General features: G+C 58.4%; 14 protein-coding genes. 12 read left to right on the top strand and 2 right to left on the bottom strand.

The genetic code is table 11. From position 1 onward, the window contains the following. Positions 1 to 26 precede the first annotated feature (26 nt). Both thiC and cytX read left to right on the top strand, forming a co-directional pair. Positions 27 to 1,916 (top strand): phosphomethylpyrimidine synthase ThiC, encoded by a 1,890-nt coding sequence (gene thiC / locus AUC60_RS17115; protein ID WP_087269952.1) that lies wholly within the window; start codon positions 27 to 29, stop codon positions 1,914 to 1,916. Between the two features lie 163 nt (positions 1,917 to 2,079). Then, positions 2,080 to 3,348, top strand: a complete 1,269-nt coding sequence (cytX, locus tag AUC60_RS17110; protein ID WP_087269947.1) for a putative hydroxymethylpyrimidine transporter CytX — start codon at positions 2,080 to 2,082, stop codon at positions 3,346 to 3,348. Positions 3,349 to 3,353: 5 nt separating this feature from the next. Here cytX and AUC60_RS17105 read toward each other — a convergent pair whose 3' ends face one another. Next, on the bottom strand, positions 3,354 to 4,100 hold the full coding sequence (locus tag AUC60_RS17105; RefSeq protein WP_087269944.1) for an RsiV family protein: 747 nt from the start codon (positions 4,098 to 4,100) through the stop codon (positions 3,354 to 3,356). 210 nt (positions 4,101 to 4,310) lie between these two features. Between AUC60_RS17105 and AUC60_RS17100 the strand changes: the two genes are divergently transcribed. The 9 genes from AUC60_RS17100 (at position 4,311) to AUC60_RS17060 (ending at position 13,974) form a co-directional block, all read left to right on the top strand. Continuing rightward, positions 4,311 to 4,928 (top strand): NUDIX domain-containing protein, encoded by a 618-nt coding sequence (locus AUC60_RS17100; RefSeq protein ID WP_087269941.1) that lies wholly within the window; start codon positions 4,311 to 4,313, stop codon positions 4,926 to 4,928. After that, positions 4,919 to 5,371, top strand: coding sequence for a DUF1249 domain-containing protein (locus AUC60_RS17095; protein WP_087269938.1), 453 nt, complete (start codon positions 4,919 to 4,921; stop codon positions 5,369 to 5,371). Before AUC60_RS17100 ends, AUC60_RS17095 begins: the two co-directional genes overlap by 10 nt. 231 nt (positions 5,372 to 5,602) lie before the next feature. Then, positions 5,603 to 6,379, top strand: coding sequence for a 3',5'-cyclic-AMP phosphodiesterase (cpdA, locus tag AUC60_RS17090; RefSeq protein ID WP_193441870.1), 777 nt, complete (start codon positions 5,603 to 5,605; stop codon positions 6,377 to 6,379). Positions 6,380 to 6,475: 96 nt separating this feature from the next. After that, positions 6,476 to 7,093 carry a YqiA/YcfP family alpha/beta fold hydrolase gene (locus AUC60_RS17085; protein WP_087269930.1) on the top strand — a complete coding sequence of 206 codons (618 nt, stop codon included), beginning with the start codon at positions 6,476 to 6,478 and terminating at the stop codon, positions 7,091 to 7,093. A gap of 139 nt (positions 7,094 to 7,232) precedes the next feature. Then, a complete protein-coding gene (gene parE / locus AUC60_RS17080) occupies positions 7,233 to 9,137 on the top strand; it encodes a DNA topoisomerase IV subunit B (RefSeq protein ID WP_087269927.1) in 1,905 nt (634 codons plus the stop codon). Positions 9,138 to 9,265: 128 nt separating this feature from the next. Next, the gene (locus AUC60_RS17075) at positions 9,266 to 10,306 is read left to right on the top strand and encodes an esterase-like activity of phytase family protein (RefSeq protein WP_087270044.1); all 1,041 of its coding nucleotides are present in this window, start codon (positions 9,266 to 9,268) and stop codon (positions 10,304 to 10,306) included. Between the two features lie 38 nt (positions 10,307 to 10,344). Then, positions 10,345 to 10,824, top strand: a complete 480-nt coding sequence (locus tag AUC60_RS17070; protein ID WP_087270041.1) for a retropepsin-like aspartic protease family protein — start codon at positions 10,345 to 10,347, stop codon at positions 10,822 to 10,824. A gap of 10 nt (positions 10,825 to 10,834) precedes the next feature. Then, a complete protein-coding gene (gene parC / locus AUC60_RS17065) occupies positions 10,835 to 13,099 on the top strand; it encodes a DNA topoisomerase IV subunit A (RefSeq protein WP_087269924.1) in 2,265 nt (754 codons plus the stop codon). A 179-nt stretch (positions 13,100 to 13,278) separates the two neighbouring features. Further along, complete coding sequence (locus AUC60_RS17060) at positions 13,279 to 13,974, top strand: PqiC family protein (RefSeq protein WP_087269921.1); 696 nt, start codon at positions 13,279 to 13,281, stop codon at positions 13,972 to 13,974. Positions 13,975 to 14,219: 245 nt separating this feature from the next. Here the strand turns inward: AUC60_RS17060 and AUC60_RS17055 are convergent, their stop codons facing one another. Then, positions 14,220 to 15,767: an AhpA/YtjB family protein gene (locus AUC60_RS17055; protein ID WP_087269918.1), complete on the bottom strand. Its 1,548-nt coding sequence runs from the start codon at positions 15,765 to 15,767 to the stop codon at positions 14,220 to 14,222. Positions 15,768 to 15,897: 130 nt separating this feature from the next. Here AUC60_RS17055 and serB point away from each other — a divergent pair, with 130 nt between their 5' ends. Then, positions 15,898 to 17,112 carry a phosphoserine phosphatase SerB gene (gene serB, locus AUC60_RS17050; protein WP_087269915.1) on the top strand — a complete coding sequence of 405 codons (1,215 nt, stop codon included), beginning with the start codon at positions 15,898 to 15,900 and terminating at the stop codon, positions 17,110 to 17,112. Positions 17,113 to 17,188: the final 76 nt, after the last annotated feature.

Genomic DNA, 17,188 nt, shown 5'->3' with positions numbered 1-17,188 from the left:
GCTGGATGATGTCTGGAGAGCCCGTGATGAGTACAAATCTAAAAAACGCCGCCAACCTGAGTGAGTCCGCACAAGTCGACTCTGGATCGGTGCAGCCGTTTACCCGCTCGCAAAAAATCTATGTTCAGGGTTCTCGCCCGGACATCCGCGTGCCCATGCGCGAAATCACCCTGGACGTGACTCCTACCGACTTTGGTGGGGAAATCAATGCGCCGGTGACGGTGTATGACACGTCCGGTCCTTACACCGACCCGAACGTCATTATTGATGTGCGCAAAGGCCTGGCTGACGTGCGTTCACCATGGATCGACTCGCGCAATGACACCGAGCGTCTCGACGGCCTGACATCGAACTTCGGCCAGCAGCGACTGGCCGATGCCGAACTGACCCGTCTGCGTTTTGCCCATGTGCGCAACCCGCGTCGGGCCAAAGCGGGTGCCAATGTCAGCCAGATGCACTATGCGCGTCAGGGCATCATCACGGCGGAGATGGAGTACGTCGCGATTCGCGAAAACATGAAGCTGCAGGAAGCGCGAGCTGCTGGCCTGCTGACTCAGCAGCACGCCGGGCACAGTTTTGGCGCCAACATCCCCAAAGAAATCACCGCTGAGTTCGTGCGTGAAGAAATCGCCCGTGGTCGCGCGATTATCCCGGCCAACATCAACCATACCGAGTTGGAGCCGATGATCATTGGCCGCAACTTTCTGGTGAAGATCAACGGCAACATTGGCAATAGCGCACTGGGCTCTTCCATCGAAGAAGAAGTCGCCAAACTGACCTGGGGTATTCGCTGGGGCTCGGACACGGTCATGGACTTGTCCACCGGCAAACACATCCACGAAACCCGCGAGTGGATCATTCGTAACTCGCCGGTGCCGATCGGTACAGTGCCGATCTATCAGGCGCTGGAAAAAGTCGGCGGTGCTGCCGAGGACCTGACCTGGGAGCTGTTTCGCGACACGCTGATCGAGCAAGCGGAGCAGGGCGTCGATTACTTCACCATCCACGCCGGCGTGCTGTTGCGCTACGTGCCACTGACCGCCAAACGCGTCACCGGCATCGTCAGCCGTGGCGGTTCGATCATGGCCAAGTGGTGCCTGGCGCATCACAAAGAGAACTTCCTTTACACACACTTCGAAGACATCTGCGAAATCATGAAGGCCTACGACGTCAGCTTCTCGCTGGGCGATGGCCTGCGTCCGGGTTCAATTGCCGATGCCAATGACGCTGCGCAGTTTGGTGAGCTGGAAACCCTGGGTGAACTGACCAAGATCGCCTGGAAGCACGACGTACAGACCATGATCGAAGGTCCAGGCCACGTGCCGATGCAACTGATCAAAGAGAACATGGACAAGCAGCTGGAGTGCTGTGACGAAGCACCGTTCTACACCCTTGGCCCGCTGACCACGGATATTGCGCCGGGCTACGACCACATCACCTCGGGTATTGGTGCCGCAATGATCGGCTGGTTCGGTTGCGCGATGCTCTGCTACGTCACGCCTAAAGAGCATTTGGGCCTGCCGAACAAGGATGACGTGAAGACCGGGATCATCACTTACAAGATTGCTGCGCATGCCGCGGATCTTGCCAAAGGCCATCCGGGCGCGCAGATCCGCGATAACGCACTGAGCAAGGCGCGGTTTGAATTCCGTTGGGAAGACCAGTTCAACCTCGGGCTAGACCCGGACACCGCGCGGTCTTATCACGATGAAACCCTGCCGAAGGATTCCGCCAAGGTCGCGCATTTCTGCTCCATGTGCGGGCCGAAATTCTGCTCGATGAAAATTACCCAGGAAGTGCGGGAGTACGCGGCCAACCAGAAGATTGATGCCATTGACCTGGACGTCGCCCAAGGGCTGGCGGAACAGGCCGAACGCTTCAAACAGGAAGGTAGCCAGTTGTACAAAAAGGTTTGATTTATTTCATTAAATAAACCTGCTGGAGCCAATCTCCTGTGGGAGCGAGGCTTGCCCGCGATAAGGTCCTACGCGATCTAAAGTAAACCGCGTCCAGCCTTATCGCGGGCAAGCCTCGCTCCCACAGGTCCGCGTTCCAGCTGATCATTTGCGAGCCCCCACCATGACCACCCCCAACACCTATTCACCCGATTACCCCGTCCCCGAAGGCAAGCGTGTTTTCGGCGCGCGCGATCTGTTTTCTCTATGGTTTTCCCTCGGCATTGGCCTGATGGTCCTGCAAACCGGCGCGCTGTTGGCGCCGGGGCTGGGTCTCTCGGGTTCGCTGCTGGCGATCTTCCTCGGCACGCTAGTGGGCGTGTTGCTGCTGGCAGCTGTCGGCGTGATTGGCAGCGACACAGGCTTGTCGTCCATGGCTGCGCTCAAACTCAGCCTGGGCAGCAAAGGCGCGTCACTGCCCGCACTGCTCAACCTGCTGCAACTGATTGGCTGGGGCTCTTTCGAAATCATCGTCATGCGCGACGCGGCAAGTTTGCTGGGCACCCGTGCTTTTGGCGAAGGCAGCGTGTGGACAAGCCCGCTGCTCTGGACCCTGTTTTTTGGTGGATTGGCGACATTGCTGGCCGTCAGTGGGCCGCTGACGTTCGTGCGACAGATCCTGCGCAAATGGGGCATCTGGCTGTTGCTGGCGGCGTGCCTGTGGCTGACCTGGAATCTTTTCGCCAAGGCGGATCTGGCCGCGCTTTGGGCTCAGGCCGGTGACGGATCTTTGCCCTTTGCCGTGGGCTTCGACATTGCCATCGCCATGCCGCTGTCGTGGCTGCCATTGATTGCCGATTACTCACGTTTCGGCAAGCGAGCGAAAAACGTCTTCGGTGGCACCGCGTTGGGGTTCTTTATCGGTAACTTCTGGCTGATGAGCCTGGGCGTTGCTTACACCCTGGCGTTTGCGCCAAGCGGAGAAGTCAATGCGTTGTTGCTGGCGCTGGCCGGGGCGGGATTGGGGATCCCATTGTTGCTGATCCTGCTCGACGAGTCGGAAAACGCCTTCGCTGATATTCACTCGGCAGCGGTATCCAGCGGGATTTTGTTAAAGCTGAAAGTCGAGCATCTGGCCTTGGCTATAGGCGTTATCTGCACGCTGATCGCCTGCCTTGCGCCGTTGGCGCAGTACCAGAACTTCCTGTTGCTGATTGGCTCGGTGTTTGCGCCTTTGTTCGGCGTGGTGCTGGTGGATCATTTTGTATTGCGCGGGCGCAGCAGCCAGGCGGCTAACGTAGGGTTTCAATGGATGACGTTGCTGGCCTGGTTGGGTGGAGTCAGCACCTATCACTTGCTGGCCAACCTTTATCCGGATATCGGCGCAACACTGCCAGCGCTGATCGTCGCTGGCGTGCTGCAGTTGTTGCTGGGTAAAAAAATTGCTGGGTAAAAATCTCAACCGCGGCCGGGGAACAGCTCCGGTTTGAGGATGCCATTGAGCTGCGGATAAGGAATCTTCAGCTCGATGTGGCCCATGGAATACGGCGCGATGGTGTCCACCTGATACTTCAGAATGAACGCGCCATAGGTCAGAGCGATGTGCGGGGTGCGTTTGAACGGCCAGGTTTTCATGAACTCAGGGTCTTCGTTCATCTTGGTCGACAGCAGCCAGCCCTGATGCGCCAGTTCGGCTTTTTGCCAGAACTCGCCTTCCTTGCCCGGTACGATCATGTCGGCCAGGGTCAGCACTTTCTCTTGCTGGCGCGAGTAGTTGATGAACGCGCGACCAGGAGCGCCGTGTGCGCCGCCCGTGTCCAGATAACTGGACAGCTCGACGACTACGATACCGTCATGTTGCTCACGTACCTTGGCTTGCAGGTAGCTGGCGTTGCGACCCTGGGAATCACGCAGATATTGCTCCTGGTAAGCCTTGAGCGAAACCGGCAGTGGTCCGCTGGAATCCGTGCGAGTCAGTTGCAGCAGGGTTTTCTGCACGATGGCGTCCAGCTTGGGCTCATCAGGGAAGTGCACGGTGTCGATATTCACCAGCGGGCAATCGGCGGCGGTACAGCCCGGCTTGATCAGCTCGGACGCATCGCGCTGCACTTGCAGGGGCGCACGGTAATTGGGTTGGAACAGGCTCTGACACGCACCCAGCATAAGTGCCAGGCAAGCCAGTGAAGCGATCCTCAATAACGACATGTTGATCCTTTGCGGTGGCAATGAAGACGGTTACGTTGTTCGAGTTCAGGCTGCTTGGACTGCAAACAGTGACATCGGTTCGCCGCCAGGCGGATTAGAGTTCGTTTCGCCATTGACCGTCTACCCTGCATGTTCAAGAGGGGGCTGCATAAGGTTGGCGATGCGCGTTAGGATGGCCTCACGTCACGATTTGCCCGAAGCGAGAACCCCATGACCGACCCGACCCGATCGACCCCGACAGATTTTGAAATCACCAAGCGAGAAAACTGCTTTCAGGGCTTTTATAGACTGGACAAAGTGTTCCTGCGTCACGAACTGTTTGCGGGTGGCTTGGGCAAGGAGATCAGTCGCGAACTTTTTGTGCGTCATGATGCGGTCTGTGTGCTGCCGTACGACGCCAAGCGTGACGAAGTGGTGCTGATCGAGCAGTTTCGCGTCGGCGCGCTGGAGAAAACCGCCAACCCGTGGCTGATCGAGTTGGTAGCGGGTTTGATCGACAAGGCGGAGGAACCTGAAGAGGTTGCCCACCGCGAAGCAGAAGAGGAAGCTGGGCTTGTGTTCAGTGCGTTGTGGCCCATCACCAAATACTTTCCTTCTCCCGGTGGCAGTGACGAGTTCGTTCATCTGTACTTAGGTCGTTGTGAAAGCGATGGGGCAGGGGGATTGCACGGACTGGAGTCTGAGGGTGAAGATATCCGCGTCACCGTCTGGTCTTTTGATGACGCACTGCAAGCCGTACGTGACGGGCGAATTATCAATGCTTCGACGATTATTGCGCTGCAATGGCTGGCGTTGAATCGTGCTGAAGTCAGGGGGTTATGGTCGTGAATCTATTGCGCGAGCGCTATCGAGTTGATCTTGCCGGGCTGCAAGCTGCCTGCGAGGCCAACTATGCGCGCTTGATGCGGTTGTTGCCGGACATGCGCAACGCCCAGCGCTCGCGGCGAGTCGCTGTAACACAGGGCGATCAAATGCTCGGCGTGCTGGCGGTTGAGGTATTGCTCGATTGCCCCTACACCACCACCCTGCAAGTCCGTCAGGAACACAGCCTGCCGTGGCTGCCGGTGCCAAGCCTTGAAGTGCAGGTCTATCACGACGCACGCATGGCCGAAGTGATTGGCGCCGAACACGCCCGGCGCTTTCGCGGTATCTACCCGTATCCAAACGCTGAAATGCACCAGCCAGATGAAAAAGCCCAGCTCAATCTGTTTTTAGGCGAGTGGCTGAGCCATTGCCTTGCGTGCGGGCATGAGTTTGAAGCGGTGCGGTGAGCGTTGTATCTCGTCTTTCAAAGAATACATTTCTTGCAGGAGCTGCCAAGGGTTGCGAAGCGTTTACCCTGGCCGCCATCGCAGCCTTCGGCAGCTCCTACAGGCCAATCGTTCGTAACTGAGACCTGACACTCACTCCCGGATTTGCCGACCTGATCGCTTCCCACCATAATTGCCAGACTCTGCCCAAGGAGATGGCTTTTGCCAAACGCCCCCGTTAAGGATTCAGTCCTGCTGGTCCAGCTGTCCGACAGTCATTTGTTCGCCAATGCGGACGGTACGTTGCTGGGCATGTGTACCCGCGACAGTCTGCAAAAAGTCATCGAACTGGTATTGGCCGAGCAGCCGCAGGTCGATCTGGTGGTTGCCAGTGGCGATGTTTCGCAGGACGGCAGCGTCGAGTCTTATGAGGCGTTCCGCCGGTTGAGCGGGGAGATCGATGCGCCGAAACGCTGGTTCCCCGGTAATCACGACGAATCTCAGGAAATGCGCCAGGCAGCGCAGCAAAGCGATTTGCTTGATCCGGTAATTGATATCGGCAACTGGCGCGTGACGTTACTGGACTCGTCGGTACCGGGGTCGGTACCGGGTTATCTATGTGATCAGCAGTTGCAGCTGTTGGCGCAATCCCTGAGCGAAGCCCCCGAGCGTCATCATCTCGTCTGTCTGCACCACAACCCGGTGCCGATTGGCTGCGAGTGGATGAATCCCATTGGACTGCGCAATCCTGATGCGCTGTTTGCGGTACTTGAGCGTTTTCCACAGGTGCGTGCAGTGCTCTGGGGGCATGTTCATCAGGAATACGACCAGATGCGCGATACCGTTCGGCTGCTGGCATCGCCCTCAACTTGCATCCAGTTCGCGCCGGGCAGCGTCGACTTCAAGGTCGACACCACGGCGCCGGGCTATCGCTGGCTGCGTCTGTTCGACGATGGAACGCTGGAAACAGGCGTGTCCCGTGTGGTCGGGCTGGAATTCGAAGTGGATTATGGCGGCAAGGGCTACTGATCTTTTTGTCGTGAAACACACGCAGGCGAGTCTTTCAGCGTTAGTCCCTGTAAACTGCGCGGCTTTGTACCTCCCAGTGTTCCAGGAGCGGACGGCGTGACCAGCGAATTACCCACACTGCTGTATATCCACGGCCTGAACAGCTCGGCGCTGTCGAAAAAGGCTACTCAATTGATCGCATTGATGCGCTCGCTTGGGCTGAGTGAGCAGGTGCGTGTCCCCGAATTGCATCATCATCCGCGTCAGGCCATGGTCCAGCTGGAGTCCGCTATCGAAGAGCTCGGGCGGCCACTGCTGGTCGGCAGCTCGCTCGGCGGCTACTATGCGACACACTTGGCGCAGCGCCACGCTCTGAAAGCCGTGCTGATCAACCCGGCAGTCAACCCGCATCAGCTTTTCGACGGCTTTGTCGGTACGCAGCAAAACCTTTATACCGGTGAAACATGGGAACTGACCCACGACCACGTAAAGGCCTTGGCCGAACTGGAAGTGCCTGCACCTCAGGACCCGAAGCGCGTTCAGGTCTGGCTGCAAACCGGTGATGAAACCCTTGATTATCGCCGCGCCGAATCGTTTTATCGGGCATGCGCTTTGCGTATCCAGGCAGGCGGCGACCACAGCTACCAGGGATTTGCCGGGCAATTGCCCGCCCTGTTGAGTTTTGCCGGATTCGCCCCCGAATTGCTGCAGGCGGTGGATGTTTCCAAGCTTTGAATGTATTGCCGGATTAAATGTAGGAGCTGCCGTAGGCTGCGATTGGTTCGAAAGCCTGGCGTATGCCGGATCGCAGCCTGCGGCAGTTCCTACAGGTTTTCAACTCTGTAACCCCACGAACAACTGATGACGAGACCCCATGGCCAATCCCAGCGCTAGCTCTTATAACGCAGACGCCATCGAAGTCCTCTCGGGCCTCGACCCGGTTCGCAAGCGGCCGGGCATGTACACCGACACTTCGCGGCCGAACCACCTTGCCCAGGAAGTCATCGACAACAGCGTCGACGAAGCTCTGGCAGGCCATGCCAAAGCGGTGCAGGTGATTCTGCATGCCGACAACTCGCTGGAAGTGTCCGACGACGGTCGCGGCATGCCGGTGGACATTCACCCGGAGGAAGGTGTTTCGGGTGTCGAGCTGATCCTCACCAAGCTTCACGCGGGCGGCAAGTTCTCCAACAAGAACTACCAGTTCTCCGGTGGTCTGCACGGTGTGGGTATTTCGGTGGTCAACGCGCTGTCGACGCTGGTCAAGGTCCGGGTCAAGCGCGATGGCAATGAATATGAAATGTCCTTCACTGACGGCTACAAGGCGTCGGAGCTGGAAGTTGTCGGTACGGTTGGCAAGCGCAACACCGGTACCAGCGTGTACTTCGCGCCGGACCCCAAGTATTTCGACACCCCGAAGTTCTCGGTCAGCCGCCTCAAGCATGTGCTCAAGGCCAAGGCGGTGCTGTGTCCGGGGCTGCTGGTCAGCTTTGAAGACAAAGCCACCGGCGAAAAAGTCGAGTGGCACTACGAAGATGGCCTGCGTTCCTACTTGCAGGATTCGGTCAGCGACTTCCTGCGTCTGCCGGACGAACCGTTCTGCGGCAGTTTTGCCGGTAATAAAGAAGCGGTCGACTGGGCACTGCTCTGGTTGCCGGAGGGCGGCGACAGCGTTCAGGAAAGCTACGTCAACCTGATCCCGACGGCGCAAGGCGGTACCCACGTCAACGGTTTGCGTCAGGGCTTGCTTGATGCAATGCGTGAGTTCTGCGAATACCGCAACCTGCTGCCGCGTGGCGTTAAGCTCGCGCCGGAAGACGTTTGGGAGCGCATCGCTTTCGTGCTGTCGATGAAAATGCAGGAGCCACAGTTCTCTGGTCAGACCAAGGAACGTTTGTCGTCCCGCGAGGCTGCGGCGTTTGTCTCCGGCGTCGTCAAAGATGCCTTCAGCCTGTGGCTCAACGCTAACTCCGATCTGGGCATGCAGCTGGCTGAACTGGCGATCAACAACGCCGGTCGTCGTCTCAAGGCCAGCAAGAAGGTTGAGCGCAAGCGCATTACTCAAGGCCCGGCATTGCCTGGCAAACTGGCTGATTGCGCCGGGCAGGACCCTATGCGTTCCGAGCTGTTCCTGGTGGAGGGTGATTCCGCTGGCGGTTCGGCCAAGCAGGCGCGGGACAAGGAGTTTCAGGCGATCCTGCCGTTGCGCGGCAAGATTCTCAACACGTGGGAAGTCGATGGTGGCGAAGTACTCGCCAGTCAGGAAGTCCACAACATTGCCGTCGCCATTGGTGTTGACCCTGGTGCGGTGGACATGAGTCAGCTGCGCTACGGCAAAATCTGCATCCTCGCTGACGCCGACTCCGATGGTCTGCACATCGCGACGTTGCTGTGCGCGCTGTTCGTCCAGCACTTCCGTCCGCTGGTTGACGCCGGACACGTGTATGTCGCCATGCCGCCTCTGTACCGCATCGACTTGGGTAAAGACATTTACTACGCACTGGACGAAGCCGAGCGCGACGGGATTCTGGACCGTCTGGTGGCCGAGAAGAAACGCGGCAAGCCGCAGGTCACGCGATTCAAAGGTCTGGGTGAAATGAACCCGCCGCAACTGCGTGAAACCACCATGGATCCCAATACCCGTCGTCTGGTGCAACTGACGCTGGACGATTTTGAAGTGGCGTCGGAAATGATGGATATGCTGCTGGCCAAAAAACGCGCCGGTGATCGCAAAAGCTGGCTGGAGTCCAAAGGCAACCTCGCCGAGGTTCTGACTTGATGCAAAGCGCCCCGGTGTCCCTGACACCGCGCGATAGCGCCAAACCCGCAGGCGCGCGCTTGATACAGGACGGCGTAGCTGGCACGGTTTCTGTAGGAGCGCACGAGCACCGCGAGGCCGCGATGGCGATGCATCAGCCTGGACGCCATCGCGGCCTCGCGGTGCTCGTGCGCTCCTACAGATCCTGTGTTTGCTTCGCGACTGCGCTGCTAGCAACTCTGCTGGCCGCCCCGGCATTCGCAGCCCCTTTGCCAGAGTTGGCACTTGTCTCTGAGCATCCGGTAGACGGCATGGTTGGCGGCAATCTCTCGGGACTGGCGGTGTGCAATGGTCAGTTATGGGCCATTTCGGATCGCGACGACGACCTGCTCTACCGCATGGATATGACAAAAACCGTCTGGCTGGCTCAGTCGGAGAAGATTGATGTGCCGCCTGCGCCGGAAAGTGATTTACCGGCCAACTTGCGTTCGCTGGCCAAGTTATCGTCCTTCGTTCGCGGTGGCAGTCTGGATTTCGAAGGCATCAGTTGCGATACGGCTGGCAATAAATATGTCGTCAGCGAGGCCCATGCCGAGGTGCTCAAGGTGCCTGCCGAAGGCGCGCCAGTCTGGCTGAAATTGCCGAGCGAACTGGTTGCACAGGCGCGCGCCAACGGCATGTTGCAACACTTCAACGCTATTTTCGAAGGGCTTGCAGTTAGCCCGCAAGGTGACCGGTTGTGGTTGGCCGCCGAGCGCGATCAGCGTGGTTTGCTGGTGGTCAGTCGTGATCAGGACACTTGGCACTGCAAGGGCAGTTGCGTGCTGCGTACAGAACCGGGGAAAGAAGTATTGCCACCACAGGTTGGCGGAAAATCGGTTTCCCGTGACTTTGCCGATTTGTCGCTGTTCAACGGCAAGCTGTTTACCCTGGAGCGTTCGGCCTATCGTATTTGCCGGCGCGCTCTGGAGACGGGCAAGAGTGAGCAGTGTTGGTCGTTCGCCAAAGAGGCGTTGATGCCCAACCGGCTTTACGACCAGCCGTTCGCCCTGACCGAGGCACTGGTGGTAGATGAGACTGGCGCCTGGATCGGCATCGATAACAATTTTGATAAGCGCGCCGACGGCGAGACACGTCCAATCGTTTGGCGTTTCGCGGCGCCTGCTGGCGGTTGGAGCGCGCAGCGGTGAGTCAGCAGCCTCCCGGCAAACGTGCGGGAAAGGTGCTGATGATCGTTGCCTGGGCGGCGGGGCTGTTTCTGGCGACGCGCTTTTTTGGCGAGTGGGAAGACAAACAGGAAAATCCCAACGCCGTGGTCACTTCGCAGCACGGTGATGGTTACGTTGAAGTGCAGTTGGTGGGTAATCGCCAAGGGCATTTTGTCAGCACCGGGAAGATCAACGATCATCTCGTGCAGTTTTTACTGGATACCGGTGCCACTGATGTGGCGATTCCGGGCGAGGTGGCCGACACCTTGCAGTTGCAGCGCGGTGCGCCGGTTTGGGTCAACACTGCCAATGGGCGCAGTGAGGGCTTTCGGACTTCCATCGAGCGCCTGCAACTGGGCGATATAGTCCTGCACAACGTGCGCGCCCTGGTGGTGCCCGGTCTGGACGGAGAACAAGTGCTGCTGGGTATGAGCGCAATGAAACAACTCGAATTTACTCAGCGCGGCGGCACCATGCTGCTGCGTCAGACCACGAAATAATGAGGCCCGCATGAGCGACTCCCTTGACCTCAGCCTGGATGGTGTAGAACGCCGGTCACTGGCTGACTTCACCGAACAGGCCTACCTCAACTACTCCATGTACGTGATCATGGACCGTGCCTTGCCGCATATTGGCGACGGCCTCAAGCCTGTGCAGCGACGCATCGTCTACGCCATGAGCGAGCTGGGCCTGGATGCCGATTCCAAGCACAAAAAGTCGGCGCGTACCGTCGGCGACGTACTCGGTAAGTTTCACCCGCACGGCGACTCGGCCTGTTATGAAGCCATGGTGCTCATGGCTCAGCCGTTCAGCTACCGCTACACGCTGGTAGACGGGCAGGGTAACTGGGGTGCGCCGGATGATCCGAAATCCTTCGCGGCCATGCGTTACACCGAGGCGCGCCTGTCGCGTTACTCCGAAGTGCTGCTCAGCGAGTTGGGCCAGGGCACTGCGGACTGGGTGCCGAACTTCGACGGGACCCTGGACGAACCAGCTGTTTTGCCAGCACGCTTGCCGAATATTCTCCTCAATGGCACCACCGGTATTGCCGTGGGTATGGCCACTGACGTGCCGCCGCATAACTTGCGAGAGGTCGCCACTGCTTGCGTGCGCCTGCTCGATGAGCCGAAAGCTACCGTTGAGCAACTGGTTGAGCACATTCAAGGTCCGGATTACCCGACCGAAGCAGAGATCATCACGCCGCGTGCCGATCTGCTGAAAATGTACGAAACCGGCAAGGGCTCGGTGCGCATGCGCGCTGTGTACCACGTGGAAGATGGCGACATCATCGTCACTTCGCTGCCGCATCAGGTTTCCGGTGCCAAGGTACTCGAGCAGATCGCTGCCCTCATGCAGGCCAAGCCTTCCAAGGCACCGCAGGTCGCGGACCTGCGTGATGAGTCCGACCACGAAAACCCTTGCCGCATCGTGATCATCCCGGTGAACAGCCGTGTCGATCATGAAGCGCTGATGCAGCACTTGTTCGCTACTACTGATCTGGAGTCCAGCTACCGGGTCAACATCAATATCATTGGTCTGGATGGCAAGCCGCAACTTAAAAACCTGCGCGCATTGCTGGTTGAATGGCTAGAGTTCCGTGTCCGCACGGTACGCCGTCGTCTGCAATTCCGCCTCGACAAGGTGGAGCGTCGTCTGCACCTGTTGGACGGTTTGTTGATCGCTTACCTCAACCTGGATGAAGTGATCCACATCATCCGTACCGAGGAACATCCGAAGGCGAAGCTGATCGAGCGCTTCGAATTGAGCGAAATTCAGGCCGACTACATCCTGGATACGCGCTTGCGTCAGTTGGCGCGCCTCGAAGAGATGAAGCTGCGTAACGAGCAGGATGAGCTGAACAAAGAGCGCACCAAGTTGCTGGCCCTGTTGGGTAGCGAAGCCAAGCTGAAGAAGCTGGTCCGCACCGAACTGCTCAAAGACGCTGAAACCTATGGCGACGACCGCCGCTCGCCTATCGTGGAGCGCGCTGAAGCCAAGGCCATGACCGAGCACGACCTGCTGCCGAATGAGAAAGTGACCGTCGTATTGTCGGAAAAAGGCTGGGTGCGCTCTGCCAAAGGCCATGACATCGACGCGACCGGGCTTTCCTACAAGGCAGGGGATGGTTTCCAGACGGCTGCAATGGGGCGCTCCAACCAATATGCGGTATTTATCGACTCCACTGGCCGTAGCTATTCTTTGGCGGCTCATACCTTGCCGTCAGCGCGAGGGCAGGGTGAGCCGTTGACCGGCAAGCTCCAGCCACCGCCAGGCGCAACGTTCGAGTGTGTGTTGCTGCCTGAAGATGATGCGTTGTATGTCATTGCTTCGGATGCGGGCTACGGCTTCGTCGTCAAGGGCGAGGATTTGCAGGCCAAGAACAAGGCCGGCAAAGCGTTGCTGAGTCTGCCGAACGGAGCCAGGGTCATGTTGCCACGGCCGGTTGCTGATCGTGAGCAGAACTGGCTCGCTGCTGTGACCACCGAGGGACGTCTGCTGATCTTCAAGATCAGCGACTTGCCTCAGCTAAGCAAGGGCAAAGGTAACAAGATCATCGGGGTTCCAGGGGACCGAGTCGCCAGTCGCGAAGAGTATGTGACTGATATCGCGGTGATACCACAAGGTGCCACGCTAGTCTTGCAGGCTGGCAAACGTAATTTGTCACTCAAGCCTGATGATCTGGAACATTACAAGGGCGAGCGTGGGCGTCGTGGCAATAAATTGCCCCGTGGCTTCCAGCGGGTCGATGCGTTATTGGTGGAAAACGCCTCTTAATACCCTTTTACAGCTATCGGTCTTCGTTTTGCCATGAAGATCGACGCATAATCGCTGGAGTCATGACGCATATTCACGGATGATATGACGTCTTGAGGCGCAAGCGTGGCTGAGTGCCTGCACGAATTTGTTGAGTTATACACTGTGGCTTGCCTGGCGGCGGCCACCTGGATGGGACGATGAATCTTCTACGCCTTCCCTTTGTTTTGTTGATGACCGGTGTTTTGGGTCTGGCTGGTTGCAGTGTGCACCAACCGACCTCGCTATATCAGCTGGACAGCGGTACACCGGGGCAACCCACGCACGATAAGGGTCTGGCTGTTTTACTTGGGCCAGTCTCAGTGGCGGACTACCTGCAACGCGAAACATTGTTGCAACGTCAGCCGGACGGTAGCCTGACTGCTTCGACCGACGGTCGTTGGGCAGGTAGCCTGTCTTCGGATATTGATCAGCTGCTGCTGCGCCAATTGGCGTGGAAGCTGGACAGCCAGCGTGTCGTGCTGGCGCCTGCGGCGGCGAACTTCACACCTGATGTGCAGGTGGTGTTGTCTATCAGCCGTTTGGACTCGGGCGCGAAGCAGCCAGCGATTTTGGATGCTCAATGGCGTTTGGTCGATCGCAAAGGCAACGTGCGGGACAGCCGGATTGTTCACCTGGAAGAGCTTCACGCCGGGACTTCTGCCGATCAGGTGCGAGCCCAGGGGTTGTTGCTCCAGCGTTTGGCTGATCAGTTGAGTTCTGCGGTCAAGCCGATTTCCTGGCAGCCAGTGGAGGAGCCCAAGAAAGCTCCAGTAGCTCGGGCAAAAGAGCCTGAGAAACCAAAAATCCCTATGGCCTCACCGATACGCACTGATCTGGAAGTGTTCCGCTTCTAGAAACGGCGCAAACAAAAAAGCCCGCAGCGATGCGGGCTTTTTTGTGGGCTGCTATCTGGCATTCCCTGCAGGAGCTGCCGAAGGCTGCCAATGGCGATACTTCAGCGAAATCGCTTTCACAGCCTTCGGCAGCTCCTACAGGTTCGATGTTTTTCAGAACCATCCGCGATTTGGTCAAGGTTGCCCAAGGCCATCGATCGCGGTGCTCGTGCGCTCCTACAGGTGAAGGCGGAAGGTATCCGCAATCAGACCTTGCGCGCTGTCTCGTGCATACGCGCTAACTGGCGCTCAAGCATTGATGGATAGGGCTCCATAAGGCGCTCCACACAGCATGCGCCTTCGGGACTTGCGATCGGGCGGATGCGGGCGCGCTGACGGATCAGTGCGTCATCATTGATCTTGCGCTCAACCAGCAACAGGTTGCGGCTGTGTTGCGACAGGGCCAGAGCGTCTTGTGCGGTTTCCGTCAGCAACAAGTCGATCTGACTCAAACCTGCCAGACCTTCGCCGAGTGTCAGGCCCAGCTGCAATTGCAGGGTGATGCCGCTGTCTGCGACCTCAATCTGCAATGCATGGCTCAAGGCACGCAACAACTCGCCGCAGCAGATGGCGTTGGTCAGGTAGTCGTCGCCGCTTTCCTGACTATGGAACAACATCAATGTGCTGCCATCGTTCAGGGTATGCAGTTCGCCTTCGTAAAGCGACGAAGCCTGATCCAGGCAATCACGATAGCGCTGCAGCAGATCCGTCAGGCGCGCTCGGGGCAGGCGACGCAGTTGATCTTGCGAGCCGAGCTGTACCGCCAGTACGGCGCTAGGCTGTGGGGTGCTTGGGGCGACCGTTTTACTGACCTGCGGTGCGGCGCTGGTATTGTCGCGCAGGTCGGCAAACGGGTCTTCCTCGTCTTTTTCATCTTCTTCGGCGACCAGACGACGCTGTACCGGTGGCGCAGGCAAACGTGGCTTGGGCGCCTCGTCAAAGCCTGGCTCGCGGGCGGAGCGGCCTTTGGCGGCAGGCTCTACTTCCTCGTCTTCCACATAAAGATCATCCGACTCATCTTCAGCGTATTCCGGCTCTGGTTCAGGCTCCGGTTCGGGCATTGGCGGTGCGAAGGATGCACGTAACTGGCGAGCCAGATCACCGATTTCATCCTGGCGTTCTACAGCCGGAGTGTACGGGTCGATATCCCGCAGCCAGATCCGCAATTGCAGCAGCGGAGTGGAAATGTGTCGGCCCAGGCGCAGGCTCAGAGCCAAAGCGAGCGCCAGCAGGATGCCCGCGAGGATACCCATGCTTTGCAGGCTGATGGTCATCGGCTGCTGGAATTGAGACATGTCCAGACTGATCCGCAGATGCCCGGCCATCGTGTCCTGGAAGGTAATCTTGATCTCGTAGAGGCCTTGCGCTTCGCCCAGCAGACCGTTTTTCGGGCGCTGACCGGCTTCGGCGAGGATACGATTGTCCACGCTGTAGATCGCGGCATGCGCGACCAGCGGGTTCTTCACAAGATTGCCCAGCAGCACGTTGAGACTGAGGATGTCGTTGGACACCAGCAGCTCCGTGGCGGAGGTCGCAGTTTGCGTGGTCAGTGCCTGACCCAGCGCATCGGCCTGCTCATGCATGGCCTGCTTGAACTGCAAACCCATCACGCCGGCGTAGATCATCAGCGCCAGGGCGACGAGGATCACGTTGTGGCTAGCGATGCGCAAAGCAATCGGTACACGGCGATGGCGCAATGCCCGGAAGATCAGCAGGAAGAAATTATCAGTTTTAACAGGCGTGGGCCGGTTCACAGAGCACGGCTCTTTCGAAGAAGTTGCCGCGCAGTATAACGAGCGACCTAGGAGCGGCAAAGCGCTGCCTGTGCCCGATGGTCACTGAAAGTGGTTAGAATGCGGTTTTTTTCCACTGCTGGGGTGCCCCTTGCGCGAAATCGTCCTGATTAACATCACCGGTGAAGACCGTCCCGGTCTCACTGCGACCATCACCGGCGTGCTTGCCGAGGGTGGCGTGAGCATCCTCGATATCGGCCAGGCGGTGATTCACGGCGTCATGTCGTTCGGCATTCTTGTCGAAATCCCCGACACCGAGCAGGGGGCTTCTGTCCTTGCGGCCATTCAATCGGCGGCGCATGCACTGGATCAGCAGGTGCGCATCAGTCCGCTGTCTGAGGCGGATTATCAGCAGTGGGTCGACAATCAGGACAACCCGCGGCACATCGTGACGCTACTGACCCGCAAAGTGACTGCCGAACAGTTGCAGCGTGTCAGCTCTATTACGACCCGACACGGCCTGAGCATTGACAGCATTGATCGTCTGTCCCGGCGCATGCCGCTGGATGCGCCGACTGATCACGGCAAAGGCTGCGTTGAGTTCTCTGTGCGAGGCGAACCCGCTGACGCCAAGGCTTTGCAGGCTGAGTTCCTGCAGGCTGCCGAGGAATTGAACGTCGATATCGCTTTCCAACAGGACTCGTTGTACCGCCGCAACCGGCGCCTGGCGGTGTTTGATATGGACTCGACCCTGATTGAAGCCGAGGTCATCGATGAGTTGGCCAAGGCTCATGGGGTAGGCGATAGGGTTTCGGAAATCACCGAGCGCGCCATGCGTGGTGAACTGGACTTCAGCGCCAGTTTTAAAGAGCGTCTGGCCTTGCTCAAAGGTCTGGACGTCAGCGTGCTGGACGAGATCGGTGCTTCGCTTCGGTTGACCGAGGGGACCGAAGTTCTCTTCGCCGAACTCAAACGTCTGGGCTACAAGACCGCGATTCTGTCGGGCGGCTTCACCTATTTTGCCAAGCAGTTGCAGGCCCGACTGGGGATCGACTATGTCTTCGCCAACGAGCTGGAGGTGGTCGATGGCAAATGCACAGGCGTCGCCGTTGAACCTATCGTCAATGCCCAGCGCAAGGCGGATTTGTTGCGCGAGCTGGCAGCGAAGGAAGGCCTGAGTCTGGAGCAGACCATTGCGGTGGGCGACGGAGCCAACGACTTGCCGATGCTGGCCATCGCCGGTCTGGGTGTCGCATTCCGCGCCAAGCCACTGGTCAAGCAGTCAGCCAGACAAGCGATCTCTACCTTAGGGCTGGACGGGGTGCTGTATCTGTTGGGCGTCAGAGAGCGAGAAGGGCGCGGTTAAAGCTGTGGGTTTGAACCAGTGAGAGCGAATTTATTCGCGCAGGCTGCATTTCAAGAGATAGAAATGTATGGGATTG

It is taken from the genome of Pseudomonas caspiana, from assembly GCF_002158995.1.
GTDB classification, from domain to species: Bacteria; Pseudomonadota; Gammaproteobacteria; order Pseudomonadales; family Pseudomonadaceae; genus Aquipseudomonas; species Aquipseudomonas caspiana.
This window is presented reverse-complemented; position numbering and strand designations above follow the sequence as displayed.

Bases quoted from the DNA above. Each gene is read 5' to 3' on its own strand.
- cytX (WP_087269947.1), top strand. From the start codon at position 2,080: ATGACCACCCCCAACACCTATTCACCCGATTACCCCGTCCCCGAAGGC.
- AUC60_RS17105 (WP_087269944.1), bottom strand. From the start codon at position 4,100: ATGTCGTTATTGAGGATCGCTTCACTGGCTTGCCTGGCACTTATGCTG.
- parC (WP_087269924.1), top strand. From the start codon at position 10,835: ATGAGCGACTCCCTTGACCTCAGCCTGGATGGTGTAGAACGCCGGTCA.
- AUC60_RS17095 (WP_087269938.1), top strand. From the start codon at position 4,919: ATGGTCGTGAATCTATTGCGCGAGCGCTATCGAGTTGATCTTGCCGGG.
- thiC (WP_087269952.1), top strand. From the start codon at position 27: ATGAGTACAAATCTAAAAAACGCCGCCAACCTGAGTGAGTCCGCACAA.
- AUC60_RS17075 (WP_087270044.1), top strand. From the start codon at position 9,266: ATGCATCAGCCTGGACGCCATCGCGGCCTCGCGGTGCTCGTGCGCTCC.
- AUC60_RS17060 (WP_087269921.1), top strand. From the start codon at position 13,279: ATGAATCTTCTACGCCTTCCCTTTGTTTTGTTGATGACCGGTGTTTTG.
- AUC60_RS17070 (WP_087270041.1), top strand. From the start codon at position 10,345: ATGATCGTTGCCTGGGCGGCGGGGCTGTTTCTGGCGACGCGCTTTTTT.
- parE (WP_087269927.1), top strand. From the start codon at position 7,233: ATGGCCAATCCCAGCGCTAGCTCTTATAACGCAGACGCCATCGAAGTC.
- AUC60_RS17100 (WP_087269941.1), top strand. From the start codon at position 4,311: ATGACCGACCCGACCCGATCGACCCCGACAGATTTTGAAATCACCAAG.